The 25,245-nt window shown below is 74.4% G+C and carries 26 protein-coding genes; 10 read left to right on the top strand and 16 right to left on the bottom strand.

Annotation, left to right across the window (positions count from 1 at the left end; genetic code table 11):
- Positions 1-4 precede the first annotated feature (4 nt).
- Positions 5-1,069, top strand: coding sequence for an iron-containing redox enzyme family protein (locus tag ACZ6JT_RS02530; RefSeq protein WP_469208143.1), 1,065 nt, complete (start codon positions 5-7; stop codon positions 1,067-1,069).
- The gene (locus tag ACZ6JT_RS02525; RefSeq protein ID WP_469206373.1) at positions 1,066-1,734 is read left to right on the top strand and encodes an HAD family hydrolase; all 669 of its coding nucleotides are present in this window, start codon (positions 1,066-1,068) and stop codon (positions 1,732-1,734) included. Before ACZ6JT_RS02530 ends, ACZ6JT_RS02525 begins: the two co-directional genes overlap by 4 nt.
- Positions 1,735-1,773: 39 nt before the next feature.
- Here ACZ6JT_RS02525 and ACZ6JT_RS02520 read toward each other — a convergent pair whose 3' ends face one another.
- Positions 1,774-2,295 (bottom strand): flavin reductase family protein, encoded by a 522-nt coding sequence (locus tag ACZ6JT_RS02520; protein WP_469206371.1) that lies wholly within the window; start codon positions 2,293-2,295, stop codon positions 1,774-1,776.
- 149 nt (positions 2,296-2,444) lie between these two features.
- Between ACZ6JT_RS02520 and ACZ6JT_RS02515 the strand changes: the two genes are divergently transcribed.
- Both ACZ6JT_RS02515 and ACZ6JT_RS02510 read left to right on the top strand, forming a co-directional pair.
- A complete protein-coding gene (locus ACZ6JT_RS02515; RefSeq protein WP_469206368.1) occupies positions 2,445-2,987 on the top strand; it encodes a hypothetical protein in 543 nt (180 codons plus the stop codon).
- Position 2,988: 1 nt separating this feature from the next.
- Positions 2,989-3,576 carry a hypothetical protein gene (locus ACZ6JT_RS02510; RefSeq protein WP_469206366.1) on the top strand — a complete coding sequence of 196 codons (588 nt, stop codon included), beginning with the start codon at positions 2,989-2,991 and terminating at the stop codon, positions 3,574-3,576.
- 83 nt (positions 3,577-3,659) lie between these two features.
- Here the strand turns inward: ACZ6JT_RS02510 and ACZ6JT_RS02505 are convergent, their stop codons facing one another.
- Entirely contained in the window at positions 3,660-3,848 is a 189-nt protein-coding gene (locus ACZ6JT_RS02505) for a three-helix bundle dimerization domain-containing protein (protein WP_469206364.1), read from the bottom strand.
- Between the two features lie 73 nt (positions 3,849-3,921).
- Between ACZ6JT_RS02505 and ACZ6JT_RS02500 the strand changes: the two genes are divergently transcribed.
- Complete coding sequence (locus ACZ6JT_RS02500) at positions 3,922-4,335, top strand: response regulator (protein ID WP_469206362.1); 414 nt, start codon at positions 3,922-3,924, stop codon at positions 4,333-4,335.
- 349 nt (positions 4,336-4,684) lie between these two features.
- Here the strand turns inward: ACZ6JT_RS02500 and sigJ are convergent, their stop codons facing one another.
- Positions 4,685-5,638 (bottom strand): RNA polymerase sigma factor SigJ, encoded by a 954-nt coding sequence (gene sigJ / locus ACZ6JT_RS02495; protein WP_469206360.1) that lies wholly within the window; start codon positions 5,636-5,638, stop codon positions 4,685-4,687.
- Between the two features lie 171 nt (positions 5,639-5,809).
- Here sigJ and ACZ6JT_RS02490 point away from each other — a divergent pair, with 171 nt between their 5' ends.
- The 3 genes from ACZ6JT_RS02490 to ACZ6JT_RS02480 all read left to right on the top strand — a co-directional run bounded on the left by ACZ6JT_RS02490 (position 5,810) and on the right by ACZ6JT_RS02480 (position 9,452).
- The gene (locus ACZ6JT_RS02490; protein ID WP_469206358.1) at positions 5,810-6,214 is read left to right on the top strand and encodes a hypothetical protein; all 405 of its coding nucleotides are present in this window, start codon (positions 5,810-5,812) and stop codon (positions 6,212-6,214) included.
- 145 nt (positions 6,215-6,359) lie between these two features.
- A complete protein-coding gene (locus ACZ6JT_RS02485; RefSeq protein WP_469206356.1) occupies positions 6,360-7,571 on the top strand; it encodes a 4-hydroxybenzoate 3-monooxygenase in 1,212 nt (403 codons plus the stop codon).
- Between the two features lie 108 nt (positions 7,572-7,679).
- Entirely contained in the window at positions 7,680-9,452 is a 1,773-nt protein-coding gene (locus tag ACZ6JT_RS02480; RefSeq protein ID WP_469206354.1) for a methyltransferase, read from the top strand.
- A gap of 185 nt (positions 9,453-9,637) precedes the next feature.
- Here ACZ6JT_RS02480 and ACZ6JT_RS02475 read toward each other — a convergent pair whose 3' ends face one another.
- The 13 genes from ACZ6JT_RS02475 to thpR all read right to left on the bottom strand — a co-directional run bounded on the left by ACZ6JT_RS02475 (position 9,638) and on the right by thpR (position 23,146).
- Positions 9,638-11,059 carry a sensor histidine kinase gene (locus ACZ6JT_RS02475; RefSeq protein WP_469206352.1) on the bottom strand — a complete coding sequence of 474 codons (1,422 nt, stop codon included), beginning with the start codon at positions 11,057-11,059 and terminating at the stop codon, positions 9,638-9,640.
- A complete protein-coding gene (locus tag ACZ6JT_RS02470) occupies positions 11,056-11,778 on the bottom strand; it encodes a response regulator transcription factor (RefSeq protein ID WP_469206350.1) in 723 nt (240 codons plus the stop codon). Before ACZ6JT_RS02470 ends, ACZ6JT_RS02475 begins: the two co-directional genes overlap by 4 nt.
- Positions 11,779-11,815: 37 nt before the next feature.
- Positions 11,816-12,394, bottom strand: coding sequence for a hypothetical protein (locus tag ACZ6JT_RS02465; RefSeq protein WP_469206348.1), 579 nt, complete (start codon positions 12,392-12,394; stop codon positions 11,816-11,818).
- Between the two features lie 79 nt (positions 12,395-12,473).
- Positions 12,474-13,262 carry a cytochrome c biogenesis CcdA family protein gene (locus ACZ6JT_RS02460; protein WP_469206346.1) on the bottom strand — a complete coding sequence of 263 codons (789 nt, stop codon included), beginning with the start codon at positions 13,260-13,262 and terminating at the stop codon, positions 12,474-12,476.
- A complete protein-coding gene (locus tag ACZ6JT_RS02455; RefSeq protein WP_469206344.1) occupies positions 13,259-13,873 on the bottom strand; it encodes a TlpA family protein disulfide reductase in 615 nt (204 codons plus the stop codon). The genes ACZ6JT_RS02460 and ACZ6JT_RS02455 overlap by 4 nt, the downstream gene beginning before the upstream one ends.
- Positions 13,870-14,640 carry a thioredoxin family protein gene (locus tag ACZ6JT_RS02450; protein WP_469206342.1) on the bottom strand — a complete coding sequence of 257 codons (771 nt, stop codon included), beginning with the start codon at positions 14,638-14,640 and terminating at the stop codon, positions 13,870-13,872. Before ACZ6JT_RS02450 ends, ACZ6JT_RS02455 begins: the two co-directional genes overlap by 4 nt.
- A gap of 265 nt (positions 14,641-14,905) precedes the next feature.
- Entirely contained in the window at positions 14,906-15,460 is a 555-nt protein-coding gene (locus ACZ6JT_RS02445) for a hypothetical protein (protein ID WP_469206340.1), read from the bottom strand.
- 192 nt (positions 15,461-15,652) lie between these two features.
- Complete coding sequence (locus ACZ6JT_RS02440) at positions 15,653-16,522, bottom strand: CAP domain-containing protein (protein WP_469206338.1); 870 nt, start codon at positions 16,520-16,522, stop codon at positions 15,653-15,655.
- 225 nt (positions 16,523-16,747) lie between these two features.
- On the bottom strand, positions 16,748-17,251 hold the full coding sequence (locus ACZ6JT_RS02435; protein ID WP_469206336.1) for a metallophosphoesterase family protein: 504 nt from the start codon (positions 17,249-17,251) through the stop codon (positions 16,748-16,750).
- 95 nt (positions 17,252-17,346) lie between these two features.
- The gene (locus ACZ6JT_RS02430) at positions 17,347-20,781 is read right to left on the bottom strand and encodes a hypothetical protein (protein WP_469206334.1); all 3,435 of its coding nucleotides are present in this window, start codon (positions 20,779-20,781) and stop codon (positions 17,347-17,349) included.
- A 71-nt stretch (positions 20,782-20,852) separates the two neighbouring features.
- Entirely contained in the window at positions 20,853-21,512 is a 660-nt protein-coding gene (locus ACZ6JT_RS02425) for a maleylpyruvate isomerase N-terminal domain-containing protein (protein ID WP_469206332.1), read from the bottom strand.
- A 40-nt stretch (positions 21,513-21,552) separates the two neighbouring features.
- On the bottom strand, positions 21,553-22,488 hold the full coding sequence (gene bla / locus ACZ6JT_RS02420) for a class A beta-lactamase (RefSeq protein WP_469206330.1): 936 nt from the start codon (positions 22,486-22,488) through the stop codon (positions 21,553-21,555).
- Positions 22,489-22,558: 70 nt separating this feature from the next.
- Positions 22,559-23,146, bottom strand: coding sequence for an RNA 2',3'-cyclic phosphodiesterase (gene thpR / locus ACZ6JT_RS02415; RefSeq protein ID WP_469206328.1), 588 nt, complete (start codon positions 23,144-23,146; stop codon positions 22,559-22,561).
- A 351-nt stretch (positions 23,147-23,497) separates the two neighbouring features.
- Here thpR and ACZ6JT_RS02410 point away from each other — a divergent pair, with 351 nt between their 5' ends.
- Both ACZ6JT_RS02410 and ACZ6JT_RS02405 read left to right on the top strand, forming a co-directional pair.
- Positions 23,498-24,187: a response regulator transcription factor gene (locus ACZ6JT_RS02410; protein ID WP_469208141.1), complete on the top strand. Its 690-nt coding sequence runs from the start codon at positions 23,498-23,500 to the stop codon at positions 24,185-24,187.
- A gap of 5 nt (positions 24,188-24,192) precedes the next feature.
- Positions 24,193-25,245: histidine kinase dimerization/phospho-acceptor domain-containing protein (locus tag ACZ6JT_RS02405; RefSeq protein WP_469206326.1), on the top strand; the 1,053-nt coding region annotated here is incomplete at its 3' end.

The raw sequence follows: 25,245 nt of genomic DNA, 5'->3' as shown, positions 1-25,245 counted from the left end.
CCTGATGACCCCTCCCGGCCCCGGCACGACCGCTCCCGCCCCAGGCCCCCGCCTGCCCGAGGGGCGGGGCCCGCTGTCCGAGGCCGTGGCCGAGGCCCTGCGGTCCGGCGGCCCGCCCGCGTACGCCACCGGGGCCGTGCTGAAGGCCGATCCGTGGGGTGAGGACCTCCAGCTCGCTCTCTACCTCCTCTACGAACTGCACTACCGCGGCTTCGACGGCGTGGACGACGAACGCGAATGGGACGCGGACCTGCTGCGCCTGCGCGGAGCCCTCGAAACCCGGATGCTCCACGCCCTGCGCACCGAGCTGTCCGACGCTCCCCGAACGGTCGAAGAGGCCTTCGCCCCGCTCCTCGTCGAGCCCGTCGACCTCTCCGGCAGCCTCAGCCACCACCTCGAAACGGAGGGGCAACTCTGGCAGTTGCGCGAGTACGCCGCCCTGCGCTCCCTCTACCACCGCAAGGAGGCGGACCCGCACGCCTGGGTCATCCCCCGGCTCACCGGACGGGCCAAGGCCGCCATGGTCGCCATCGAGTACGACGAGTTCGGTGCCGGCCGCGCCGACCGCGTCCACGCGGAGCTCTTCGCGGCCCTGATGACCGACCTCGGCCTGGATCCCGCGTACGGCCACTACCTGGACCGCGCGCCCGCGCCCCTGCTCGCGACCGTCAACCTCATGTCACTCCTCGGTCTCCACCGGGCCTCGCGCGGCGCTCTCATCGGCCACTTCGCATGCGTCGAGATCACCTCCTCGCCCGGGTCCAGACGCCTGGCCAAGGCCATGCGGCGCTGCGGGGCGGGACCCGCCGCCGAGCACTTCTACGCCGAACACGTGGAGGCCGACGCCGTCCACGAACAGGTCGTACGCCACGAGGTCGTCGCAGGCCTCCTCGCCGACGAGCCCGGCCTCGAGGCGGACGTCGCCTTCGGGTGCGCGGCGACCGTCCTGCTGGAGGACCGCCTCGCGGCCCATATCCGGGAGGCCTGGGACCAGGGGCGCAGCGCCCTGCGTTCGCCCCTGCCGGTCCGGGCGGTCCCGGCTGCCGAGCACCGCGGGAGGCGGACATGAACCGTGCCGCACTGTTCGACGTGGACGGCACCCTCGCCGACACCAATCACCTGCACGTCGTGTGCTGGTGGGAGGCCTTCCGACAGGCGGGTCACGACGTGGCGATGCACGACATCCACCGCGCGATCGGACTGCCCGGCGAGGACCTCCTCGCCCACCTGCTGGGCGAGGACCGGGACACGGGCGAGGACGACGCGCTCAACGCCGCGCACACCACCCTCTACGGCACGTACTTCGACCGGCTGCCCCCGCTGGACGCGGCGGCCGAGCTGCTGCGCGAGCTGGACCGCCGGGGCTGGCGGGTCGTGCTCGTGACCTCGGCGAAGGACGCCGAGCTCGACGCGCTCAGGAGGGCCGTCGGGGCGGACGACGCCATCACCGCGACGGCGAGCTCGCAAGACGTGAGCGAGGGCAAGCCGGCACCCGACCAGGTGCAGCACGCCCTCGGCCTCGCCGACGCCGCCGCGCGCGACGCCGTCTTCGTCGGCGACACGGTCTGGGACATGCAGGCGGCCTCCCGGGCCGAGGTCGCGTGCGTGGGGCTGCTCTGCGGCGGCATCCCGCGGCGGGACCTGGAGGAGGCCGGGGCCCGCGCCGTCTACCGGCACCCCGCCGACCTGCTCGCGCACCTCGACAGCAGCCCCTTCGCCGAGCACCGGCAGTGAGCGTCGGGTCCTCGGCACGGCCGTGAGCCCGCGCCGCCGTCACGCGGGGTGGCCGGGCGAGATGTCATCGGCGTCGCTGTAGCGCAGCAACCGTGCGTCGGACCCGTCGGCACCGTCCCCGTTTCCCTCCCCGTCCTCCGGCGGGCCCTCCTCGACGGGTGCCAGCAGGAAACCCACGTGGTCGCCGCCCTCGATCTGCCCCTCGATCCTGCCGACGAACCAGGTGCGCACGTCCGACAGCACCGGACTGCCGTGGCCGCTGGGCCACCAGGAGACCTGCGCGAGCTTGTCCACCCGGTCGCCGGTCTCGCCGCCGAACAGCTCCGCCAGGCCGTGCTGGTCCCGGCGCAGCACGTGCACGGTGAGGTACGCGGCCCCGCGCGCCACCCGGTAGGTGCGATTGGCCGTGGACAGCCACACGACGAAGCGCGGCGGGCGGATCGAACACTGGGAGGCGAACCCCACCAGGCATCCCGCGCGCTCGCCGCCGGCCGCGACCGTGACCACGTACATCGGGCCGTCCAGTACGCCGGTGAAGGCATCGAGCCCGGTCTTGGGCATGGGCACTCCTCTCACGGCTGAGCGGCTACCCGGCAGATCCTCCTCGAACCGCGCGCCCCCCGCCCGGGCCGCCCCGAGCGGGTTTGCCCGGCGGAGACAGGGGCAGCCGCGTCAATGAATCCGACGAGGCCCCGGAACGGAGGCCGAACATGTCAACCAGCACACTCATCGCCGTCATCGTGGTCGCAGCGATCGTCGTGATCGCGCTCACGGTCGCCCTGTGGATGATGGCGCGACGTCGGCACCTGCAGAACAGGTTCGGACCCGAATACGACCGCACGGTCGAGGCGGAGGGCGGCCGCATGGCCGCGGAGCGCGAGCTGCGCGACCGCGAGCAACGCCACGACCAGCTGGAGATCAAGGAACTGCCCGTCGAGCGGCGGGACCGGTACGCGGCCGAGTGGAGCACCGTCCAGGAGCATTTCGTGGACCGGCCGGAGGACTCCGTGGAGGAGGCCGACGAGCTGGTGTCGCGGCTGATGCGCGAGCGGGGATACCCGACGGACGACTACCGCGGCCGCCTGCGTGACCTCTCCGTCGAACACGGCCGGACCCTGGAGCACTACCGGGCCGCCCACGACGTCAAGGTGCGCAGCGCCGACCAGCGGACGACGACCGAGGAACTCCGTGGGGCGATGGTCCACTACCGCGCCCTGTTCGACGACCTCCTGACCGACCAGAGGAGCCGGTGAGATGCGCAGCCACGGAAGCGACGAGGAACGGGTCGGCGAGGCCGGCATCACGACGGAGGACATCGCCCATCCGGTGCCGGCGGCGGACGCCGACAGGGATCCGGACAGGGATGAGGACAGGGATGCCGACAGGGATGTGGGCAGCGATGTCGGCACGGCCGGCGGGCGGACGGCGCCCGTGTACCCGGGGGAGGCCACCATGGACGCGGCCGCCGATGAGCCCGGGACCGGCGAGAACGGCGACGAGCGCCTGACGGACCGGACCCAGGGGAGCGACGGGGCGGAGGCCGCCGGGGGAGCGGGAGGAGCAGGGGGCGCTGACGAGCCGCTGCTCGGTGCCGAGGACACAGCGGACTACCGCAAGGCTTGGAACGAGATCCAGGGCCGCTTCGTCGACGACCCGCAGGAGGCGGTGAGGTCGGCGGACGCCCTCGTCGCCGAGGTGATGCAGACCCTCGCCCGTACCTTCGCCGCCCACAAGCAGGGGCTGGAGGGGCAGTGGGGCCAGGGCGAGCAGGTCGCGACCGAGGAGCTGCGGCTGGCACTGCAGCACTACCGGTCGTTCTTCAACCGACTCCTGAACACCTGAAGGGAGCAGGCCCGGCCGGCCAGGGCCCTGTGGGCCGGCCGGGCGACGCGCACATGTGCGGGTGCTAGGCAAGGGCCGCGCACTCAGGCTAGGGGCCCTGCCTCGGTCATGCTGGACGCGCCCGGCTGTTTGCCGCAGGGGAGCAGGTCCCTGGCTCGGCGTTCCACCAGGACCGGCAGGTAGGCGCGGACGCGTGCGTACCTGAGCTCGTTGTACGCCGTCTGGACGGAGGCCCGCACGAGGCCGGCGTCCAGTTGGGGGTGCGCCTCCATCAGCCGCTCGGCGGGTCCCGCCCCGTGTCCCGGGTCGCCCCGTGCCCTGCCGGGGCGCAGGATGGAACAGGTGATGACGGTGTTGGTGGTCGGGGTGCCCGACGGGGAGCAGCTGGAGCTGCTGCGCTCGGGGATCCAGCGCAACCCCCACTTCCGGGTCGTATCCCACGCGCACGATCCTGCCGTCGCGCTCGCGCACGCCCGTGTCCTCCTGCCCGACATCACGGTCCTGTCCCTGCCGGCCGCGCTCGACAGCCTCGACGCGGATCCGGGCGTCTTGCGTGTCTTCCAGGGGGTGCGCGCCCTGGATCCGCCGAGCGGCGTGGTGCTGCGCACGGCCGCGGCCCGCATGCCCCGCGCGGTGTCCGGCCTGGCGGTCGAGGGGGCCGTCCACGTCGTGCGCGAGGGAGACGCCGAAGCCCTGATGAGGGCCCTCCGCACGATCGGCCTGCGTCGAGCCAGCTGCGACCCCGACGAGATGCCCTGACGAGGTGCCCTGGCGGGTCCTGAAGAGATTGCCACGCGCCCACTTTCGGCAAGGTCCATGCGGCCACCCTCGTCGTCCCGGCGCCGGCCACGGCCGGCTTCCTCCTCGCGGACGGCCTCGGGCTGTTCGTGCTCGCGGCGGGCACGCCTACCGGGGCCGAAACGGCCGGCCTGGCCGCACGCACTCCGCTCATCAGGCACTACGGAGGGGACCGCCCGCAGGCGTTCCGGGCCTACCTCCGCCTTCGCGGCCGCCGCCGCGATCCAGAGCCGGTCAGTCGCGGCAGCGGCACGCCGGTGGTCGGCGGGACCGCCTACCGCCGGGCCGGCCAACCACGCCGGGGAGAGGGTCAGTTCCGGGTGATCTCGGTCCACGGTCGGAGCTTCTGCGGGTTGCGCACGGCCCAGATGCGGGTGATGCGGTCGTCGGTGAGGCTGAACGCCGCCACGGTCACGGTGACGCCGGAGTGCTGGGCGACCAGGCCGGGCGAGCCGTTGACCGTCCGTTCCAGGAGGGTCAGTCCGGGGGCCTTGTCGGCGATGTGGATCAGGTACTGGGCGATCCGCTCGCTGCCCTCGACCGGGCGCAGGACGGTGCCGACCAGGCCGCCACCGTCGGCCGTCATCGTGGCCGCGGGGTCGAGCAGGCCGACGAGCGCCTTGATGTCCTTGGCCTCCCACGCCTTCTTGAACTCCCTTACCAGACCGGCCTGTCCGGCCGTCGCGGTCGCCGGGGCCCGCGCGGCGCGCATCCGTCGGCGGGCCGAGGTGGCCAGTTGGCGGCAGGCCGCGGGCGTGCGGCCGACGATCCCGGCGACCTCGGGGAAGGGGTAGCGGAACACGTCGTGCAGGATGAACGCCACGCGTTCGGCCGGCGTCATCGACTCCAGCACGACGAGGAAGGCCATGTTCACCGACTCGTCCAGGGTGATCCGGTCGGCGGGGTCGTCCGGGTCTCCGCCGCCGTCGCCCGCCCGCCCGCTGAACCACTCCGTACGATCGGGCAGCGGCTCGGGTATCCACGCGCCGACGTAGCGCTCGCGCCGGGCCCGTGCCGAGCCGAGCACGTCGAGGCAGATGCGGCCGGCCACCGTCGTCAGCCAGGCGCCGGGCGACTCGATGGCCTCCTGCTGCTGCCGCGACATCGCGTACCAGCGGGTGTACGTCTCCTGCACGGCGTCCTCGGCCTCGGCCAGCGAACCCAGCAGCCGGTAGGCCAGGTTGATCAGCTGGCGCCGCTCGCCGACGACCACGCTCAGGTCCGGATCCAACCGGTCGTGCCCTGCCGCGGATGGGGTGCTCATGCTCGTGACCGCTCCCTGGTTCGTCTCGTCCGCTTCGGCTCTCGACCCTCCGACGAAACACCGCACCGAAGTGTGAGGCCGATGCTTCGCCTCACACTTCGGGGGCCCGCGTCGTCGGACGGACGAGACACTACCGATCCACCGCCGCGAGGCAGACGAGGGGACCGCGCCATGGCCACACAGATGACGGCAGCACCGGGCAGGGTGACGTTCCAGCAGGTAGCGATAGCCCTGCAGACGGCGGGCATCTTCTTCCAGGCGGCAACGGCCGGACTGTTGCTGTCCTCGTCCCACGGGGAATTGCTGCACGGCGTCGGAGCGCGCGTGATGTACGGGGCGTCGATGCTGTACGTGCTCGCTGCGGTCCTGGCGTGGCGGCCGGGAGGCGGTTCGCCCCGTCCGATCCTGTACGCGTCCGGTTTCCTCGTACTCGCCTCGGTACAGGTGGTGCTCGGCATCGCGCGCGTGCCGTCGGTCCATGTCCCGCTGGGCGTCCTGATGTTCGGCCTGAGCGTGCTGGACCTGGGCCGGGTGTGGTCCGCCCGTCTGCCGGAACGGGCCGGCAGGCGCGCGTAGCCGCCGCGGAAGCGCCGGTGCCCTGCCCTCGGGGGATGGGCGGGGCTCCGGCGCGCACCACGAATATGGCTATCTTCATTCGATTGCGGCATTCGAATTGCTCTTGATCATCTGCCCGCTTTTCAGTGCTTATGATTCCCGCGCCATGAGAGAAAGTCAGAATTGCCGAGCGTTATGTGAGTCGGCCGATGTCGTCGTTCTCGGAGCGGGCCCCGCCGGCCTCGTGCTCGGGAACCTCCTGCTCGCCGCCGGGATCGACTGCGTCGTCCTCGAACGCGCCGCCCGCTCCCATGTCCAGACCCGGGCCCGGGCCGGCTTCCTCGCCCCGAACACCGTACGGATCCTGGACCGCCACGGTCTCGCCGACGGGCTGCACCGCGACGGCCGCACGCACGGCACGTGCGAGTTCCGCACCGCCGACGGCCGTTTCCGCCTCGACTACGGCACCCTGGGCCGCCGCGAGCAGCACACCGTCTACCCGCAGCAGAACCTGGTGACCGACCTCCTGACGCGCTACCTCGACGCAGGCGGCCGCATCCGCTTCCGCACCGAGGCGGTCGCCGTCCACGACGCCGACGGCCCCCGGCCCTACGTCACCACCCGCGAGCCGGACGGACGCCCCACCCGTTGGGACGCCCGGTACGTCGCCGGCTGCGACGGCCGGCACGGAGCGGCCCGCCGCTCGCTCCCGCCCGACGCGGTGCGCCACCACCACGACCACGGAGTGAGCTGGCTCGGTCTGCTCGCCGAAGCTCCGCCCAGCCTCGACGCCGTCGCCTACGCCGTCCACGACCGCGGTTTCGCCGGGCACATGGCCCGTAGCCCGCAGGTCACGCGCTACTACCTGCAGTGCCGGCGCGGCGCCCGCGCCGACGCCTGGTCCGACGAGCGGATCTGGGACGAGCTCGACGTGCGCATGCGCGCCACCGAGTACGGCCCCCTGCACCGGGGGCCGATCATCGAGCGCGGAGTCCTCGACCTGGCCTGTGACGTCGTCGAACCGCTGCGCCACGGCTCGCTCCTGCTGGCGGGCGACGCGGCGAGCCTGACCGCCCCGGCGGCCGCGAAGGGCGCGAACCTCGCCGTCCTGGAGGCGGAGATCCTGGCCGGAGCCCTGACCGAGGCCCTCGCCGGGGACGGCACGGCCCTCGACCGTTACTCGGCGCGGTGTCTGGCGCACATCTGGCGCGCGCAGGAGTTCACCCAGTGGATGACCGGGCTGCTGCACGCGATCCCCGGGCAGGACCAGTCAGGCGGATCGTTCTTCCATGCCTCCCTGCGGCGCGCCCGCCTCGATTCCCTGCGCACGTCCCGCGCCCACCAGGACTGGTTCGCCGAGAACTACGTCGGCGTGTGACCACGGCCCCACCCGGCCCACCCGGCCCACCCGGCCCACCCGGCCCCGCCCCACCCCGCTCCGCCCCACCCCACCATGCCCCAGCACCGGCCATAGGACATCTGCGCGATGACGACGACCCTCCCCGACGAATCGATCCTCCCCGCCGGAGCGGTACTTCCCGGCGAGACGACGGTCCCCGACGACACGGCCCGCCTGCGCGCGGCAACCGCGTTCGTACGGGAACACGACAGTGCCAGCCTGCTGCCCCTCCTGCTGCCCGGCCTGTGCGGCGCGGAACTGGAGTCGGTGGCCGCGCGTTGCCGGTTCGCCCACGTCGGTCTGCTGCTCTTCCCCTCCGACGCGCAGGACCTGCGCGGCCGGTTCGTCGAGTGCGGCCTCGCCGCCGACACCCCGGCACAGCCCAGCGTCGTCGTACGGGCACGGCTCGCCCGGCGCCACCACCGCGACGCGGCCGAGCTCGACGTCCGGATCCTGCGCCCCCGCGTCCACGGCCCGGCCGGGGAGCGCCGCGTGGTGGAGGTGTTCACCCTGCCGGTGCCCGCGCACTCCGACCTGGCACCGATCGCGGCGCACGAACGCGCCTGGGGCCACGAGGCCCATCTCGCCTTCGAGCTGGAACACCCGGACCCCCTGGCGCTGCACGGCCTGTGCGCGGTACTCGCCCGGCACGGCGCCCGCCCCGACGGCGGCGGGTACAACCCGCACGAGGACGGCACCGTCCTGTACTTCACCACCCCCGCAGACGCGGCGTGCGACTACCGGCGGCTCGAGCTCTACGCGCCGGGCGACCACCGCGACGCCCTCGCCGCGCACCTCGACGGCCTCGACGAGCGCCCGGACGGCGACGCCCGGTCCGCCGAAACGCTCCTCCACCTCCTCACGGGAGCGTGGACCACCCAGGCCCTCGCCGCGTTCGCCCGCCTGCGCCTGCCCGAGGCCATGGAACCCGGCGCCGCCGTCGGCACCCGGGAACTCGCCCGGCGCACCGGAACCCACCCCGACAGCCTGGCCACGCTCCTGCGCTACCTCGCGATGCTCGACGTCGTGGCCGAGGACCCCGAGGGGCAGGACGGCTTCCGCCTCACCCCGCTCGGCCGCCTGCTGCTCGCGGACTCCCCGGACTCCATGCGCCCGCTGGCACTGATGTACGCGGGCCCCTTCTACCGGTCCTTCGCCGCGCTCGACCACACCGTACGGACCGGGAGGCCGGCCTTCGACGAGCTCTTCGGGGAGAACCACTTCGACCACTTCGCCCGCGATCTGGAACTCGCGGACCTCTTCGACCGTTCCATGGCGGCGAGTTCACTCATGTTCCGGCCGCTCCCCGCCCATCCGGTGATCACCGCCGCGGCCCAGGCACCCGCCCCCCGGACCGTCGTCGACGTGGCCGGCGGGAACGGCGAGCTCCTCGGCCGCATCCTGACCGCGCATCCGTCTCTGCGCGGCACGCTCCTGGAGCGCCCGCACGCCGTCGAGACCGCCCGCCGCGCGCTGGACGCCGCGGGGTGCGGCGCCCGCTGCGACTACCGCAGCGGAGACTTCGCGGACGTGCCCCACGGCGGCGATGTCTACGTCCTCTCCCGCGTGCTCCACGACTGGGACGACGACCGGTGCCGGGAGATCCTGCGCCACTGTGCCCGCGCGATGCCGGCCCACGCCGACCTGCTGATCGTCGAACGCCTCCTGCCCGCCGACGGTTCCCCCTCGCTGGCCACGGCCTGGGACCTCCACATGATGTGCAACGTCGGAGGCCGCGAACGCCGTGCCGACCAGTACGCCCGACTGCTCACCGACGCCGGACTCGAACTGCTGGACCGCACCCCCCTGCCCCTGGAGGCCCACGTCCTGCACGCCCGGAAGGCACCTGCCCAGCCTTAATGGGCGGGGGCGGGGTCACGGTGTCACGGGAGGCCGTGTGCCACGGCCGCCTGGACGGCTTCGAGACCCGCAGCTGGCTCCGCGAGCCGGCCTCCGGGGAGGGCTACGCCTACTGGACCCGTTCCTGACCGGCGCGCTGTCGCCCTCCGGCGCCGGCCGTCGGCGTCCCGCCACCGCGGCCGTCCTCAGCCTGACGTCCGGGGCCGGCGGGTCGCCCGCCAGGTCGGCCGGCGGCGGGAGAGGCGGGGCCCCCGACCCGTCCGCGACGGCGTGGCCAGGGCGAACGTCACCGTGATGTGCGCGCCCCCCAGGGGGCCGCGGGCGATGCGCATCGAGCCGCCCGTGGCGCTCGCGGCCCGCTGCGCGATGTCCAGCCCCAGCCCGGTGGAACCGGTGCTGCTCCCACGGGACAGCGCCCGGTCCGGATCCGGGATGCCCGGCCCGCCGTCCTCCACGACCAGCTCCACCGCGTGGGCCGTGCGCACCACGTGGACGCCGAACGGGGTCCCGGACGGGGTGTGGCGGAAGATGTTGCCGATGAGCGCGTCCACCACGGCGGCCACGTCGTCCTCGGAGAGGCCCACGCCCGTGGGTTCCTGCGTGAGGTCGAGGCAGCAGGGCCGCTGCTGCTGCTCCGCCAGCACCGCCCAGAAGGCCGTGCGGCGGCGTACGACGTCGGCCGCCTCGCAGCGCGGACCGGGAGCCCCGTTGCCGGTGGCCCGCTCGCCGGTGGCGGGTTCGGCGCCGAGCATGCCCTGGCCCATGGGCCCGACGGCGAGCGGGGTGCGCGCCGTGGCGATGATGGCCTGGAGCTCCGTCTCCAGTTCCCCGACCGCTGCCTCGACCCTGGCCGATTCCGGAGTGCCGGCCATCCGCTCCGAGGCCAGGTGCAGGGCGGTCAGCGGCGTGCGCAGCCGGTGGGACAGGTCGGCGACGAGTTCGCGTTCCACGGCGAGCAGTTCGGTCATCCGGTGGGCCATCGCGTTGAAGGCCACGCCCGCCTCGCGCAGTTCCCTGGGGCCCATCGGGTCCACACGGGTGTCCAGGTCGCCCTGGCCCAGTGCGCGCGAGGCCTGCGCGAGCCGCTTCGAGGACCTGACGACCTTCGCGCCGAGGCGGTCGGCTACCAGCACGGACCCGCCGATCAGTCCCACCGCGAGGAAGAGCATGACCGCCCAGGACTCCTTGACCCCCCGGGTCAGTTCCTCCTCGGGAACGAAGTTCTCGATGACGGCGACCCGCTCGCCGGGCAGCACCACCGGCTGCAGGCAGATCCAGCCGTGCGGAACCTCCTGCGAGATGGACTCGCGTCCCCGCTGGGCCCGTTCGAGCAGCGCGGCCGGCGCCTTGGAACTGCCGAGGGGCCCGGTGTCCGGCAGATGGACGACCAGGTGCTCGGCCGCGTCCAGGCTCGCCGCCGACTCCCGCAGGGCCGCCGGGTCCGTGGTCAGCGCGAGGACCGGCGCCAGGGCGGCGGCCCGCTGCTCGGCCGCGGTGACGCCCTGTTCCTTGACCAGCGACATCACCAGCGCGGCCAGCGGTATGAGGAAGGAGAGGGCGACCATGGAGGTCACCGCGAGGGCCACTCCGGCCAGCGAGCGTCTCAACGCGGGGCCACCAGTTTGATGCCGACGCCGCGGACGGTCAGCAGGTAGCGCGGGGCCGCCGCGCGTTCGCCCAGCTTGCGGCGCAGGGACGACAGGTGCACGTCGACGGTCTGGTCGTCCACGTACGGCTCGCGCCACACTTCGGTCAGCAGGCGGCGCTTGGAGACGACCTGGCCGGTGTGGTGGGCGAGGAACGCCAGGAGGTCGAACTCCCGGCGGGTGAGGCGCAGCTCCCGGCCGGCCAGGTACGCGGTGCGCGCGCCCGGGTCCACGGCCAGCTCGCCCACGGTGGTGGGGCGCAGCGGTTCGGCGGCCGGTGCCACCGGTGCGCCCGCCGGGGCTCCGGCCGGCGGGAGGTGGCTCGTGCGCCGCAGGACGGCGGAGAGCCGTGCGACGAGCTGCCCGCCGGAGAACGGCTTGACCAGGTAGTCGTCGGCGCCCGCGTTGAGGAGCTTGATGATTTCGGTCTCGTCGTCGCGGGCGGTGGCCACCAGCACCGGCACGGAGGATATGCCGCGGATCATCCGCAAGGCGTCTCCTCCGTCCAGATCGGGCAGTCCCAGGTCGAGGACCACCGCGTCGACGGGCGCCTGGGTGACCTCGCGCAGCGCGCCGAACCCGTCGCCGGCGCTGCGCACGGCATACCCGTGCTCCGCCAGGACCTCGATCAGTGACTGGCGGATGTTGGGGTCGTCTTCGACGACCAGGACGCTCGGCATGGGCACACCTTAGGGGCTGGGTCGGGGAAGACGGACCCTAAGGGGCGTCGAAGGCCGGACCGTCGCCGGTGACGCGCAGGCGCACGGGGCGGTCGGAGACCGGGATGGTGCAGCCGTCCTGAGAACTGCAGCTCGCGTAGCCGAGCAGCAGGGTCGCCTCCCCGTTCCCGTCGGCGCTGACCGGGAGCGTGGTGGTGACCGGCCCGTCGGGATAGACCGGGACCGGGGCGTCGACACCGGGCACGCTGATGGACCGTACGTCCTCGGCGGCCGTCAGCCTGCCCTCCGCCTTGAGGGCCCCGGACACGGTCATCGCCGTCGGCCGGCCCACGTCCTCGATGCCGGTGGCCGGCAGGTCGATGCTGTAGAGGTGGAACCCCTTGCGCTCGGGGGTGAACACCGCGGTGACGGTGCCCTTCGAGGCGCGCCAGTCGGACACCGAGAGGGTGACGGTGACGCCGTTCTCGGTGAAGCGCGTCGTCGGTGCGGCGGCCTTGGGGCCGGCGTCGGAGCCCTCGGCGGGCTGCCGGCCGCAGGCCGCGAGCGCGGCCAGGGAGAGGAGGGCGGCCGCGATGCGGACCTTCCGGGAACGTCCGACGTGTACGGAAAGGTTCATGGGTGTCTCTGCACTTCTGTGTCGCGTATCACGGAATCGAATCGTTTCTTCTGGGGGGATCTCCGGGCGAACGGCGGTTCTAGAGAGCCGTGCTGAAGCTCGCGCTCCACAACTGCAGCCGGTACACCAGGTCGTTCCACACCCCGGCGGCGAGCAGCACGCCGACGAGCACGAGCATGCCGCCGCCGATCCGCAGCACCCACGGGTAGTGGCGCTTGACCAGGCCGAACGCGCCCAGGGCGCGCCGGAACGCCAGCGCCGCGAGGAGGAACGGCAGACCCAGCCCGAGGCAGTACGCCACCATCAGCAGGGCGCCGCGGGCCGCGCTGGCCTCCGTCCACGCGAGGGCCTGCACGGCGGCCAGCGTCGGGCCGATGCAGGGGGTCCAGCCGACCGCGAACACCGCCCCCAGCAGGGGCGCTCCGGCCAGCCCCAGCGTGGGACGCCGGTGGCTGCGGAACTCCCGCTGGGTGAACCCCGGCAGGAACCCCATGAACGACAGCCCCATGAGCACCGTGAAGACGCCGAGCACCCGGGTGACCGTCTCCTGGTGCGCCAGGAGGGTCCGGCCGAAGTAGCCGAACAGGGCGCCGCCGGAGACGAGCACCGCGGTGAAGCCGAGGACGAACAGCAGCGCCCCGGTCGCCATGCGGCTGCGGCGCCCGCCGCGCGCGTCCGCCAGGTCGGCGACCGAAAGGCTGGTGACGTAGCTGAGGTAGCCGGGTACGAGCGGCAGTACGCACGGCGAGAGGAAGGAGACGAGTCCCGCGACGAACGCCACGGGGGCCGCGATCGCCAGCGTGCCGTTCACCAGGGAGGGCGCGTCCGCGACGGCGAGCGTCCCGTACACGGCCGCCACCCCCGTCACGACTCCTCCTCCACGACGCGCGCGAGCAGGGGCCGCAACTGCTCGTCGGTGACGGCGCCCCCGATGGCGACGGCGACGCGTCCGCGGCGGTCGATGACGAGCGTCGAGGGGACCGCCTGGGGGTTCAGCAGCTCGGGCGGGAAGCGGAGCAGGAGTTCGCCGGCGGGGTCGTGGAGGCTGGGGAAGCCCAGGCCGTGCTCGCGTACGAACGAACGGGCCGCGGCCCGGTCCGGGTCCCGCGTGTTGATCCCGAGGAACCGGACCTCCTCGCCCGGGGTCTCCCGGCTGAGCCGCGCCAGGTCCTCGGCCTCCGCCCGGCAGGGGCCGCACCAGGAGCCCCAGACGTTGAGGACGACGACGTGCCCGCGGAGCCCGGCGAGGCCGGTCGGCCTCCCGTCCAGGTCGTCGCCGGCCAGCGTGGGCGCGTCCCGCCGGGCGCCCGGGTCCAGGACCCGCGCCCCGGCGGCGGTGCTGATCCCGCCGGCCCCGCCGCCCGGCGCCGCCTCGACGCCGCCGTCGTCCGTCAGGAGACCGGCGAGGAGCAGGCCGGCCGCCACCGCGAGTCCCGCGCCGGCCGGCGCGAGCACGGCCCTGCGGACCCGTCGTCTCATGACGCCCACTTGCGCAGGAAGGCGTTGATGCCGTCCGCGGTCAGGGACGGGTTGCCCGTGACGTGGGTGTCGGTGCGCACCGTGCCCGACGGGGAGACCACGACCAGCACGGGCATCGTGTACGTGCCGCCCGACGGGCTGTACTTGCGCAGGAGCGCCGAGTTGGCGGAGCTGTTGCCGCCGATGTCCACCTTGACGAGATGGTACGAGTCTCCGAGGAGCGCGGTGGTCTGCGGCTGCGCGAACACCTTGTCGGCGGCCTTGCAGTTGCCGCACCAGTTCGCGCCGAAGTCCAGCAGCACGGCCCGCCCGTCGGCCTTGGCCGCCCGCAGAGCCGCCTCTATCTGCTTCTGGGCGTCGGCCGAACTGTCGTAGCCGGGGCCGGGTACGCGGGCCGGCTCGGGCGCGGCGGACGTACGGGCCGGCTTGGAGGGCGTCCGGGAGGGGGCGGCCGAGGCGCTCGCGGCGCGCGAGGCGGAGGCGGAGGCGGACGCGGAGTCGGACGGCGAGGCGGAGGCGGACGCGGAGGCCTCGGGGGACGCGGTCGCCGACTCCGACGCGGAGGGGAGAGCGGCCTCCGAGGACTGTCCGGCCTTGGCCGGCGCGGCGGATCCGACGGGCTGGGAGGACGGCCCGCAGGCGGCGGTCAGTCCCGCCGCGACCACGGCGACGGCGACCAGCGGCAAGCGCGTCCCCAGGGGTGCGGCGGACCGGGGCGCCGTCGTACGGCGGTCGGCGCGGACGGGTCGGAGCAGGCGAGAACTCATGGCGAAGACACCCCAAGGCACGATGCGGACTGCGGGAAGGGCCGAATGCCTTCCGGCGCGGCGGAACCGACGGCCCGGGGGTTCGCCGGATACGGTTCCCGGCGCCGAGGGCCGCTCGGCTGACGCGAGCATAGGCCCCGGCCGGGCCCGTGGAACCGCCTCGGCACGATCTTGAGGTTGCCCTAAGGAAGCGCTCACCTTCCGCTTCGCCGGAGCCTTGCGCATGAGGGCGTACAAGGCGTGAAACGCGCGAAAGGGACCGATGTCAGAACGACGACTCGCGGACGCTGGCCTTCGCCGACGGGACGATCGTGGCCGTGACCACCGACCGGTGGTCGGCCCCGGAGAACGTGACGGTGAGGGTGTCGTCCGAGGTCTGCGCGGTGGTGGCCTTGAACCCGCGGCTGGGGATCGCGGAGATCAGGCACACGCCCCGGCTCCCGTACCGCACCGTCACCTTGCCGCCCTGCGAGGGGACGGTGTGCAGGCCCGCTCCGCCCTCATCGCAGTCCACGGAGGTCCTCGGCGCGGTGGTCCGGGGGGTGCCCGGCGAGGCCTTGGCCGGGGTCGCCGCCGAGGGGGTCGGTCGCTGCGTCAGGGTGGGGGAGGGGCTCGCTGACGCCGAGGCGGACGGTTCGCTCGGCGCGGGGCTGCCCGCCTCCCAGGCCGGCGGGGTGTCGATGACCACCGGGGCGGACCGCGCGACCGGGGGCGTGTGCCTGGTCGAGCCCACCACGAACTGCACCGTGGCGAGCACGGCGGTCACGCTGGTGGCGGTGCACGACAGCCATATGAACAGGTAACGCGGAATCCGGGGCACGGCCCCATAGTGGCCGACCCGCCGGCCGGACCGTCACCCCTCCCCCCGGGGAAGCCCCGCAACCCCGTGTGCGGGCCCGCCGGGCGGGCCGGGGAACGCCGACGTCCTCCGGCCCATGGGACGGGTCGGAGGACGTGGACGTGGGGGGTGGCTGGTTCGCCGGGGAGAGGGGCCGCGCCGGGCCGGTTGCCGCTACCTCGGAGTGCCGAAGTCCTGCGTCCACCACGGGCCGCCGTCGCCCTTGTGGACACCGATGCCGATCTCCTTGAAGGCGCAGTTGAGGATATTGGCCCGGTGGCCGGAGCTGTTCATCCACGCGTTCATGACGGCGTCGGGGTCGGCCTGCCCCCGGGCTATGTTCTCGCCCAGGCGGGACCACCCGTATCCGGCGGCCTCCACCCTGCTGGTCATGGTGGACCCGTCGGGGCCGGTGTGCGACATGACGCCGCTGCGGGCCATGGTGTCGCTGTACGTCCGTGCGGCCGCGCTCAGCTTGGCGTTCATCGTCAGAGCGCCGCACCCGGCGGCGGACCGCTCCTTGTTGACGAGGGCGAGCACGGCGGACTCGGCATCGCCGTTGACGGTGCCGGAGCCGGAGCCGGAGCCCCCCGAGCCACCCGAACCGCCCGAGCCCCCGGAACCGCCGCCCGTGGTCGTCGACGGCTTGCGCGTCGGGTCGGCGGCCCGGGTCGGGGCCGGCTTCGCCGGGGCGCTGCTCTCCTCGGATGCGGGCTTCGGCGCGGCGGATTCGGAGGCGCCGGCGTCCGGCGTGCCGGACGGGCTCGGGCTCGCCGTGGCCGTGGCGTCGGTGGTGGGCGTGGGGACGGCAGGGGAGGGTGCCGTCCCCACGCCGTCACCGGTCCCCGCGGTCCCGGCCGCCTGGCCGGCGACGCCGTCGGCCCGCTTGTCCCTGCCGGCCTCACCGTCGGAATCGGCCACGGCGACCCCGACCGCCACCGCCGCGGCCGCCGCGGTGACGGACAGGACGATGCGGGTGCGCACCGTCCTCTTCCGTCGCGCCTCGGCGCGGGACGGCGTTTCGGGAGTGTGGCTGCGGCTCATGACGGTGACACCTCACAGGAGAAGGGGAGGAGGGGGAGTCCGCCTGAGCCTAGGTCGCCGACCAGCGCGAAGAGGCCGCTGGAGGCGTTCTTCAGGTTGCCCTAAGGAAACCCGCAGGGCCAACACAGGGACGAGCCGGACAATCGCCCCAACTCGGCTGGCGCGGCATGCGCGTTGCCCGGCGGCGAAGTACCGCATCGGTGCCCGGATGCGGCGTCCCGCGGTTCAGGACCGTTCGGCCAGCCGGTGCAGAACGACGTCGTGCAGGGCGCCGTCCGCGACCGTGAGGGTCAGGAACGTGTGGTGGGGCTGTCTCCGGCGGTCCGTCGGAGAGCCGGGGTTGAGCAGCCGGAGCCCGCTCGGGGCCGTGGAGTCCCACGGGATGTGACTGTGGCCGAACACCAGGACGTCCACGTCGGGGAAGCGTGCCGCGCAACGCCGCTCGCGCCCGGTGGCCGGACCCGTCTCGTGGACGACCGCGAAGCGCAGGCCGCCGAGTTCGGCGCGGGCGATCTCGGGCAGTCTGCGGCGCAGGGCGGGCCCGTCGTTGTTGCCGTACACGGCGAGCAGGCGCCGCGACCTCGACTCCAGCACGTCGAGCGTGGCCTCGTCGGTCCAGTCCCCGGCGTGGACCACCACGTCGGCTTCGTCGACGGCCGTCAGCAGGGCCTGCGGCAGGTACCGGGCCCGCGCGGGCACATGGGTGTCGGAGGTCAGCAGCAGCCTCATGGGCCCACCGTAGACGAGGCCGCCGTCGCCCCGCGGCGGAACCGGAACGAGCCCCCCGTACGCCGCCCGGGCCGCATCACACTCCGGCGCGGTCGTCAGTCGGCGCTGAGGTCGACGGCGTCGGCCGCCTCGCGGACCTCCGCGTCCCGGTGACGGCGCAGGACGCGGACGGCGGCTCTCCAGGGCCCGGGCCAGTCCAGGCCGGGACCGAGCGCGGCCGCGAGGGACACGGCGAACAGCCCGTCGGTGCCGGTGCCGTCGGTCAGGGTGCGTACGGTTGCCAGTGCCCTTTCCGGGTGCGTCAGGCTGCGCGAGGCGTAGTGGTGCCGCCGCAGCAGCTGCTCGGCGCAGCGGCCCGCCAGCGCGGGGCGGTCCGCGACGGCGGCGCTCAGCTCGCGACAGGCCGCGGTCAGTTCGGCCTCGGGCGCGGCCGGATCGACGGCCCGCACGAGCAGGGAGACGCGCAGGCCGGTCAGCCGCGGTTCGGAGGCCAACTGCCGGGCGAGCGGGCCGCACAACCGCTGGGGCACCGTGACGGCGGACGAGCCGATGAGGTGCTGCAGCCGATGGCGGGCGGGCAGGTCAACGCCGTCGGCGTCGGCGCCCACCGCATCGCCGGTCCCGCCATCGCCGGACGCCATCGCGGCCAGCAGCCGGGCGACGGCCCCGTGGACCGCGCTGCCGGGTGCCGCTCCGCCCGTCGGATGGGGCTGCTCCGATCCGGCGATGCCCAGCAGGGACTTGCCGGCCGGCTCCCAGATGAGGGAGGAGCTCAGGTCGGCGACCATGTCCGCGAGCGTCCCCGCGACCGTGGGCGCGTACGCGGCCCATTCCTCCAGCGCCCAGAGCACGCTCTGAGTCGTGAGGTCGTCGGCGGTGGCGAGCAGACCGGTGACCAGCCGGCCGTAACGAGACCGGTGCGCGCGAGCCACCCCGGCGGGGCCGCACAGTACGGCGCGGCGGGCGCCTTCCGGGCCGTCGGCGACGGCGGACTCCAACAGTGACCAGGCCGCCTCGGCGGGGAGCAGGGCACGGGCCGACGCGACGGCCACGGTCCGCAGGTCCGGGTGCGCGGAGGCGTCGAGCGCCGCCCGGGCCAGCAGTCCCGCGGCCTCGGCCGGCGGAAGGTGGCGGACCGCCAGCCGTGCGGCCGACTTGCGGACGGTGAGCTTCACCCCCCGTTCCCGGGTGAGCAGGTCGTGCAAGAGGGCGGCGAGGGCGTCCGGGCGAGCCCGGAGCGCCACCTGGTCGGCGACCGCCCAGACCGCGGCCGCGTCGTCCCGCCCCACGCTGTCGAGCAGCAGGCGCAGGGCGGAGTCCGGGCCGTCGGCGACGGCCGCGGCGGCCGCCGCGGCGGGGTCCGCTGGTGCGGCGGGGTCCGAGTCCGCTTCGTCCGCGCCGCCGTACCGCCGGACGAGGTCCCACCCGTACCCGGGGACCGCGGCCGCCTCGCGCAGCAGCACGGCGCGTTCGTCCAGGGAGCGGCCGGGGTCGGCGAGGGCCGTCTCGGCCAGGAGTACGGCGGCCCGCTGCTGACGGGGTAGCCACCGGTCCGCACGGCGGAAGCACGGCAGCGCGCGGGCCGTGCCGGGGACCGGGAAGCGGCCGGCGGGCAGCGGGTCGGCCAGGGCGTGGTCCAGCAGGTCGGTGCGGTCGGCGGCGAGCACGTCGAGTACGGGGCCGAGCGCCGCCGCGGTGGGCTCCCGCTCCAGGAGTACGGCGACCCGACCGGCCCGGGTCGCGGGGTCCGCAAGCCAGGCCGCGGCCAGGCCGGCGAACGCGCCCTCGGGGCACTCGCGCAGGCCGTCGGCGAGGCGCTCCTGGAGCTCGGGTATCCGGCGCGCCCGGTTGCCGAACGCCTCGACCAGGGCGAGCAGCGGTGTGGGATCGCCCCGCCCGGCCGCGGTCTCCAGCCAGGGCCGTACGGCGTCCAGCACGGCCCGTTCGCGGCCGTGCCGCAGTGCCCGGTCCAGCCGGACGGCCGGAGCGAGTGCCCCGGTGCGGGCGGTGAGCGCCCCCAGCAGCTGCACCGCGAGGCCGAGGAGCTCCCCGTCGGCGGAGGTGTTGAGGAGGGTGACGGCGAGGGTGTGGACGGCGGTCCGGGTGGCCGGCGCGCAGTCGCGGGCGCGCAGGGCGTCCAGGCAGAGCCGTTGCAGGTCGTCGCGGCCGACGTGGCCCGCTGGCCCGGTGAGGGCCGCCGCCAGCAGCGGCGCGGACAGGGCGGCGAAGGCCTCCAGGACGGACCGGCGCACCGGATCGCGTTCGTTGCGCAGCCGGCGCGCGGCCAGGTCCAGTACGGCGGCCACTTCCGCCGGGTCCGCCGCGTACCCGGCGTTGGCCGTCACCTCCCGCCAGGCCAGTGCCCGGTCGTCGGCGTCACCGGAGCCGGTGGCGGCGAGGAGTTCCGGCCGGGCCTCGGCCGGCGGGAGCATGGCGAGGGAGGACCACACCTCGTACACGGACCACCGTTCGGCACGGCCCCGCGCGACCTCCGCCCGCGCCCGGGCGTGCCGTTCGGCCGCGGGGAACAGGGCCAGTACCGCATCGGGGGTGCCCATCGACACGGGGTGGCGGCTCGCGGCGGCGACCGCCTCGTGGAAGGCCACCCGGTCCGCGACGGGTACGGCCCGCATCATGGTGACGTAGGCGCCCCGGTGGGACCAGCGGGCGGCGAGCCGGTGCAGGGACGGCGGTGCGGCCGCGACCAGCCGGCGCAGCGCCGACGGGTTCGGGGTGCGCTCCCAGCGGAAGCTCTGCCGGCCGGGATCGGCGAGCCAGCGCGCCGTGCGCTCGGCGTCCGCGTCGACGAGGTCGGCGAGCCGGTCGTGCAGCGGGTCGGGCAGGTCCCCGGGGCCGTAGCGTTCGAGGAGGTCGAGCACCCGGGCGGGGGCGGCGGGCAGGGCCGCCGCGATCCCGTTGGCGTGCTGCGGCCACCAGCCTGCGCGCAACCGGGGGGTCAGCGCGGCGAGGTCGCGCTCGGCCTGGTCGAGCACGGCCGCCGGGTGACGGCGGGCCAGCAGGCTCCAGCCCTCGAAGGCGACGGCGCCGGCGAGCTCGGGCAGCATCCGGGCGGTGAACTCCGGTGAGCAGCCCGGCAGCAGCAGGGCCGCGTCCCGGTCGCCGCGCTCGGCCCGCAGCCGCGGCAGCAGGCGCTCGGCCAGGGCGGGCCGGCCGCCGTCGCGCAGCAGCCGGGCGAGGTCGGCGCGGACAACGGCGGGGGCGTTGTCGTAGGCGGCCTCGACGGCACGGTCGGGTACGGCCGAGGTGCGGGCGGCGCGCAGGGCGTAGCGGCGGACGATCGGGTCGGGGTCGGCCAGGCGGGCGGCGAGGTGGTCGGTGTCCGCCCCGGCCAGCGCGGCGAGCGCACCGAGCCGCCGTTCGTACGGGCCGAGCCGGTCGAGTGCGGTGAGCAGCGGCCGGAGCTCGCCGCGGGCCGCCAGCGCGTGCGCGGTCACGGCGGTGTGCCGGAGGCGGGCCTGGTGCGGTAGGGAGTCGAGTGCGGACAGCAGCTGTTCGACAGTGGTGATCATCAGGGCGGATTGTCACAGAGACCCGCCCGTGAGTCCCAGCGGATATTCGGCGCGGGGCCGGCGGGTCGCGGTCAGCCGAGGACCAGGGGGACCTGGAGCGGTGTGGCGGACCTGCCCAGTTCGGCCTCCTCCGCTTCCGTCGGAGCCCGCCGCCCGGTGCCGATCAGCAAGGCGTCCTTGTCGGAGAACGACGCGGGGAAGGCCGCACCGGCGATCTTCTCCAGCAGTTCGCGCGACCGGGCGAGTCCCTCGGCGGGCGGCTCCGCCGCGTTCGGGAGGTGCGCGATCAGGTCGAGGTGGTGCAGGGTCCACTCCAGCACGTACGCGGTGAGGTAGTCGCCCGTGGTGAGCACCACGTCCCGGGTCGCGACCGGGACCGCGCGATCCGCGAGTGCGGCGGCGCGGCCGGCGGCGGAACCGACGTCGTCGAGGTGGAACCTGAGCAGCCACGGCTCCCCGTACGCGGCGGCGAGACGCACGGTCAGCGCGTCGAGCGGGTCCTCGCCGGTCGGGGGCTCGACGAGGTTCCAGTAGGTCACCGCGTCGCGGGTCGGCTCCGTCGCGGCGGGGGTGACGAGGGTGATCAGCACGTCCTGGGCATCGATGACCAGATGGCACACGAGGTCCCGCACGAGCCACCCGGCGCATCCGGACGGCCGTGCGAAGTCCTCGTCGGGCAGGTCGGCCACCGCCGCGCGCAACGCCGCCCAGGAGTCCGAGAAGAGGTCCACGGTGTCAAGCCTAGTACGACGAACCTGATGTGTCGGGCCGTCAGGTGAGCGCCGCCGCCAGTGTCCCGGCGGTCTTCGCGACCAGCGCGTCGGCACGCGGCGCGGCGGCCTCCGGCCTGGTGGTCAGGACGGACAGCACCACGGGCGGCCGTCCCGGCGGCCAGGCGATGCCCACGTCGTTGCTGGTCCCGTACGACCCGGAGCCCGTCTTGTCCCCGATCACCCAGTCGACGGGCAGGCCGGCCCGGAACCGGTCACCGCTCGTCGTGTTGGCCAGCAGCCAGCGGGTCAGGAGCTCCCGGTGCCGAGGGGCCAGAGCCTCGCCGAGCACGAGGCGCCCGTATGTCCGGCCGATGGCCCGCGGGCTGGTCGTGTCGGTGACCCGCGACGGCTCGGCCGAGTTCAGCGCGGGCTCCCACCGGTCGAGCCGCGTCGTACGGTCCCCCACCGAACGGCAGAAGTCGGTGATCGCGGTGGGGCCGCCCAGCTCGCGCAGCAGCAGGTTCGCGGCGGCGTTGTCGCTTTGGGCGATGGCCGCCGAGCAGAGCTCGGCCACCGTCAGCCCGCCGGCGATGTTCTCCGGCCGCTCCGTCACCGAGCCGCCGCCCGCGGCCGTGACGTCGTCCGGCGTGTACAGGATGCGCCGGGCGAGGAACGCGCCGTCACGGTCCAGGTCCCGCAGCACGGCCGCCGCTGCCATCGTCTTGAACAGCGAGCACATGGGGAACAGCTCGTCGGCGCGGTACGCCACCGTCCTGCCGGTGGCCGTGTCCCGGGCGTACGCCCCCAGCCGCGCGCCGTACTCGCGCTCCAGCGCGCGCAGCTGCCGAACGACCCGGCCCTCGCCGCCGTCCCCACCGTCCCCGCCGTGCGGCGCCGCATGCGCCACGCCCGTCGGCAGGGCCGCGGCCAGCGCCGCCCCCGCTCCCAGAGTCAGTACCGCTCGACGGGTCTGCTCCACGTCGGCTCTCCTCATTCCGTTTGACGATCACGTGACGACAAAGACGCCAAAAATGATCATTACGGTTCCGTCCGGCCACGGGTTCTCAGTCCGGGTCGCCGTCGAAGCCCCAGGCCTGGATGTCGCGGTAGTGAATGGGTCCGGGGCCGCGGCCGGTGTTGCTTCCGACGAGGTGGAGCCGGCGGGTCTGCCACGGGCGGCCGCTGAACGCGGCCAGCCCGGCCGCGGCTTCCACCGCGCTGGTGCGGTCGTTGCGGCGGGAGCGGGCCAGGGTCAGGTGGGGGCGCAGCGGCCGCTCCAGGAAGTCGATGCCGCAGGCGCGGACCGCCGCGCGCACGTCGGTGGCGAGGAGGTGCAGCCCTTCCAGCTCTCCCTCGATCCCGGTCCACAGGACCCGTTCGTCGAAGTGCCCGCCGCCGCGCAGGGCCAGCTTCAGGGGCCGCCGGGCCGCGGCGAGATCCGCGAGCGGCGCCTTGAGCAGCGGGACGGCGGCGACGGGGAGCTCGCCGAGGAAGGCCAGGGTGATGTGCCAATCCTCGATGCGGTTCCAGCGCATGTCCGGGTACGCGGCGTACGCCGGCCGCAGCCGCTCGGCCAGCTCTTCCTTCGCGTCGTCGGGCGGGGCGAGCGCTATGAACACGCGGACGGTCTCGGACTGGATCTCTTCGTTCACGGGGACTTCGTATCGCGTCCGGGCGTGTCCAGTCATCTTCACGGCCCCGGCGCGCGGTGCGGCGCCGCCCGCCGAAAGCAGGCTCACCGATGCGGCGACCCCGGGGCGGCACGGTTTGTATCGGGCGGGTATCAGGGAGCGCTTGGTCGTCCATCGAACGCGTGCGCCGGTCCGCGCGGGGGCGGCCCCGCCCGATGTCTGCCATATCGTTCCTTTCAGGTCCCGTGTTCCGCGACCGTCCGAACAAGGAGTCATCCGCACGTGTCCTCGTCCGCCCAGCCCCCGGCCCCCGCACCGGCCCCGGCCTCCGCGCGACCCGTTCGCGTGCTGCTCGTGGAGGACGACGACCTGATGCGCCGGTCCTTCACCGTCGCCCTCGAGCGCTACGGCTACCGGATGGAGACCGCCGCCGACGGGCTGGCCGGGCTGGAGCTCTTCCGCGAGGAGAGCTTCGACCTGCTGATCCTGGACGTGATGCTGCCCGGCCTGGACGGCATCGGCCTGTGCCGCAGGGTCCGGGAGACCAGCCTGGTGCCGGTCCTGATGATGTCCGCCCGCGGCGACGGACTCGACGTCGTCGCCGGTCTCGAGGCCGGCGCGGACGACTACGTGGTCAAGCCCGTCGACACGTACGTGCTCGTGGCCCGCATCCGTTCGCTGCTGCGGCGGGCGACCTACGCACCCGCGCCGCCCGCCCCGGATCCCGGCGGTACGGCCGGCGACTCCCCCTCGGACGGGCGGGCCCCGTCCGAGGGCGAGTCGCTGGTCTTCGGAGACCTGACCCTCGACACCGGCGGCCTGGAGGTCTTCGTCTCCGGCAGCCCGGTGGCGCTGACCCCGACCGAACTGAAGCTGCTGCTGGTGTTCGCCGCCCACCCGGGCATCGTGCTGGAACGCCACACCCTGCTGCGGGACGTGTGGGACTACGGCTGGGACGGCGACAGCCGCGTCGTCGACCTCTGCGTGCAGCGGCTGCGCAGGAAACTCGGCCGGGACCGGATCGAGACGGTCCGCGGCTTCGGCTACAAGCTCAGGCGCTGAGGCCGGTGCGAGCGCTCCACCGGCCGCGGCCGGCCCGCGTGTCCCTGCGCTGGAAGATCGCCGCGCTGGCCGCGGCCACGGCGTTCCTCGTCGTGGCCGCGGTGGGCGTCCTCGTCCACCTGTGGACCGCGCAGGACATCCGCGGCCGGGCCGAAGCCCAGGCCTTCAACACCGTGTACTCCGCCATGGCCACCTACCGGCGCACCGGAACGCTGATCGACGGTGCCGAGCTCGACCCGGCCGAGCTGCCCGCCGCACTGCGCCGCCCCGCCGACGGAGTCCGGCACGTGGCCTTCGACGGGCACGTCGAAGGCAACGTGGGGCCCACGGTCTGGGCCGCCCAGCGGACCGCCGGCCCGGACGGTCCGGTGCTCGCCGTCCGGGTCAACATGAGCTCGGAACTCCACCGGCTGCGGCGTCTCGACGTGAGCATGGCACTCGCCTCCCTGGTCGCCCTCGCGGCCGCGGCGCCCCCGGCGGTCTACGGAGCCGGGCTGCTCGCCCGTAGGCTGCGGCGGGTCTCCGAGACCGCCGGCCGGATCTCCGCCGGGGACCTGGACGCCCGGACCGGGCCCACCAAGGGCGGCGACGAGGTGGCCGACATCGCCGCCACCGTCGACCTCATGGCCGACAGCCTCAGCCGACGGCTGCGCACCGAGCGTCAGTTCACCGCGGACGTGGCCCACGAGCTCCGCACCCCCGTCGGCGGCCTGCTGGCCGCCGCAGATCTGCTGCCGCGCGGTGAGACCGAGGATCTGCTCCGGGCCCGGGTGCGCGATCTGCGCCGCCTGGTCGAGGACCTGCTGGAGATCTCCCGGCTGGACGCCGGCGCCGAACGGCCGGTCCGCGACCGCGTCCCGCTCGGCGCGGTCGTCTCCGAGGCGGTCGTGCGGACCGGCTTCGACACGGACATCGTGGTCACCGCTCCGGCTCCCGTTCCCGCTCCCACCGGCGCCGGGGCCGGCGCCGCCAAAAACACAACCCCCCAACCCCCCCCCCCCCACCCACCCTGCCCATACCCCCCCCCCCCCCCCATGCTTGAGAAGAGGGGTGTGGGG

The organism is Streptomyces sp. NPDC046308, from assembly GCF_055588065.1.
This window is presented reverse-complemented; position numbering and strand designations above follow the sequence as displayed.

What these genes read in the sequence shown, in the direction of transcription:
- sigJ (WP_469206360.1), bottom strand. Translation starts at nt 5,638, where the DNA reads ATGAGCACCCCATCCGCGGCAGGGCACGACCGGTTGGATCCGGACCTG.
- ACZ6JT_RS02505 (WP_469206364.1), bottom strand. Translation starts at nt 3,848, where the DNA reads ATGGAGGCGCACCCCCAACTGGACGCCGGCCTCGTGCGGGCCTCCGTC.
- ACZ6JT_RS02455 (WP_469206344.1), bottom strand. Translation starts at nt 13,873, where the DNA reads ATGAGACGACGGGTCCGCAGGGCCGTGCTCGCGCCGGCCGGCGCGGGA.
- ACZ6JT_RS02485 (WP_469206356.1), top strand. Translation starts at nt 6,360, where the DNA reads ATGAGAGAAAGTCAGAATTGCCGAGCGTTATGTGAGTCGGCCGATGTC.
- ACZ6JT_RS02470 (WP_469206350.1), bottom strand. Translation starts at nt 11,778, where the DNA reads ATGCCGAGCGTCCTGGTCGTCGAAGACGACCCCAACATCCGCCAGTCA.
- ACZ6JT_RS02465 (WP_469206348.1), bottom strand. Translation starts at nt 12,394, where the DNA reads ATGAACCTTTCCGTACACGTCGGACGTTCCCGGAAGGTCCGCATCGCG.
- ACZ6JT_RS02410 (WP_469208141.1), top strand. Translation starts at nt 23,498, where the DNA reads ATGCGCCGGTCCTTCACCGTCGCCCTCGAGCGCTACGGCTACCGGATG.
- ACZ6JT_RS02520 (WP_469206371.1), bottom strand. Translation starts at nt 2,295, where the DNA reads ATGCCCAAGACCGGGCTCGATGCCTTCACCGGCGTACTGGACGGCCCG.
- ACZ6JT_RS02515 (WP_469206368.1), top strand. Translation starts at nt 2,445, where the DNA reads ATGTCAACCAGCACACTCATCGCCGTCATCGTGGTCGCAGCGATCGTC.
- ACZ6JT_RS02435 (WP_469206336.1), bottom strand. Translation starts at nt 17,251, where the DNA reads ATGAGGCTGCTGCTGACCTCCGACACCCATGTGCCCGCGCGGGCCCGG.
- ACZ6JT_RS02440 (WP_469206338.1), bottom strand. Translation starts at nt 16,522, where the DNA reads ATGAGCCGCAGCCACACTCCCGAAACGCCGTCCCGCGCCGAGGCGCGA.
- ACZ6JT_RS02490 (WP_469206358.1), top strand. Translation starts at nt 5,810, where the DNA reads ATGGCCACACAGATGACGGCAGCACCGGGCAGGGTGACGTTCCAGCAG.
- ACZ6JT_RS02530 (WP_469208143.1), top strand. Translation starts at nt 5, where the DNA reads ATGACCCCTCCCGGCCCCGGCACGACCGCTCCCGCCCCAGGCCCCCGC.
- ACZ6JT_RS02450 (WP_469206342.1), bottom strand. Translation starts at nt 14,640, where the DNA reads ATGAGTTCTCGCCTGCTCCGACCCGTCCGCGCCGACCGCCGTACGACG.
- bla (WP_469206330.1), bottom strand. Translation starts at nt 22,488, where the DNA reads ATGAGGAGAGCCGACGTGGAGCAGACCCGTCGAGCGGTACTGACTCTG.
- ACZ6JT_RS02525 (WP_469206373.1), top strand. Translation starts at nt 1,066, where the DNA reads ATGAACCGTGCCGCACTGTTCGACGTGGACGGCACCCTCGCCGACACC.
- ACZ6JT_RS02480 (WP_469206354.1), top strand. Translation starts at nt 7,680, where the DNA reads ATGACGACGACCCTCCCCGACGAATCGATCCTCCCCGCCGGAGCGGTA.
- ACZ6JT_RS02500 (WP_469206362.1), top strand. Translation starts at nt 3,922, where the DNA reads ATGACGGTGTTGGTGGTCGGGGTGCCCGACGGGGAGCAGCTGGAGCTG.
- ACZ6JT_RS02510 (WP_469206366.1), top strand. Translation starts at nt 2,989, where the DNA reads ATGCGCAGCCACGGAAGCGACGAGGAACGGGTCGGCGAGGCCGGCATC.
- ACZ6JT_RS02430 (WP_469206334.1), bottom strand. Translation starts at nt 20,781, where the DNA reads ATGATCACCACTGTCGAACAGCTGCTGTCCGCACTCGACTCCCTACCG.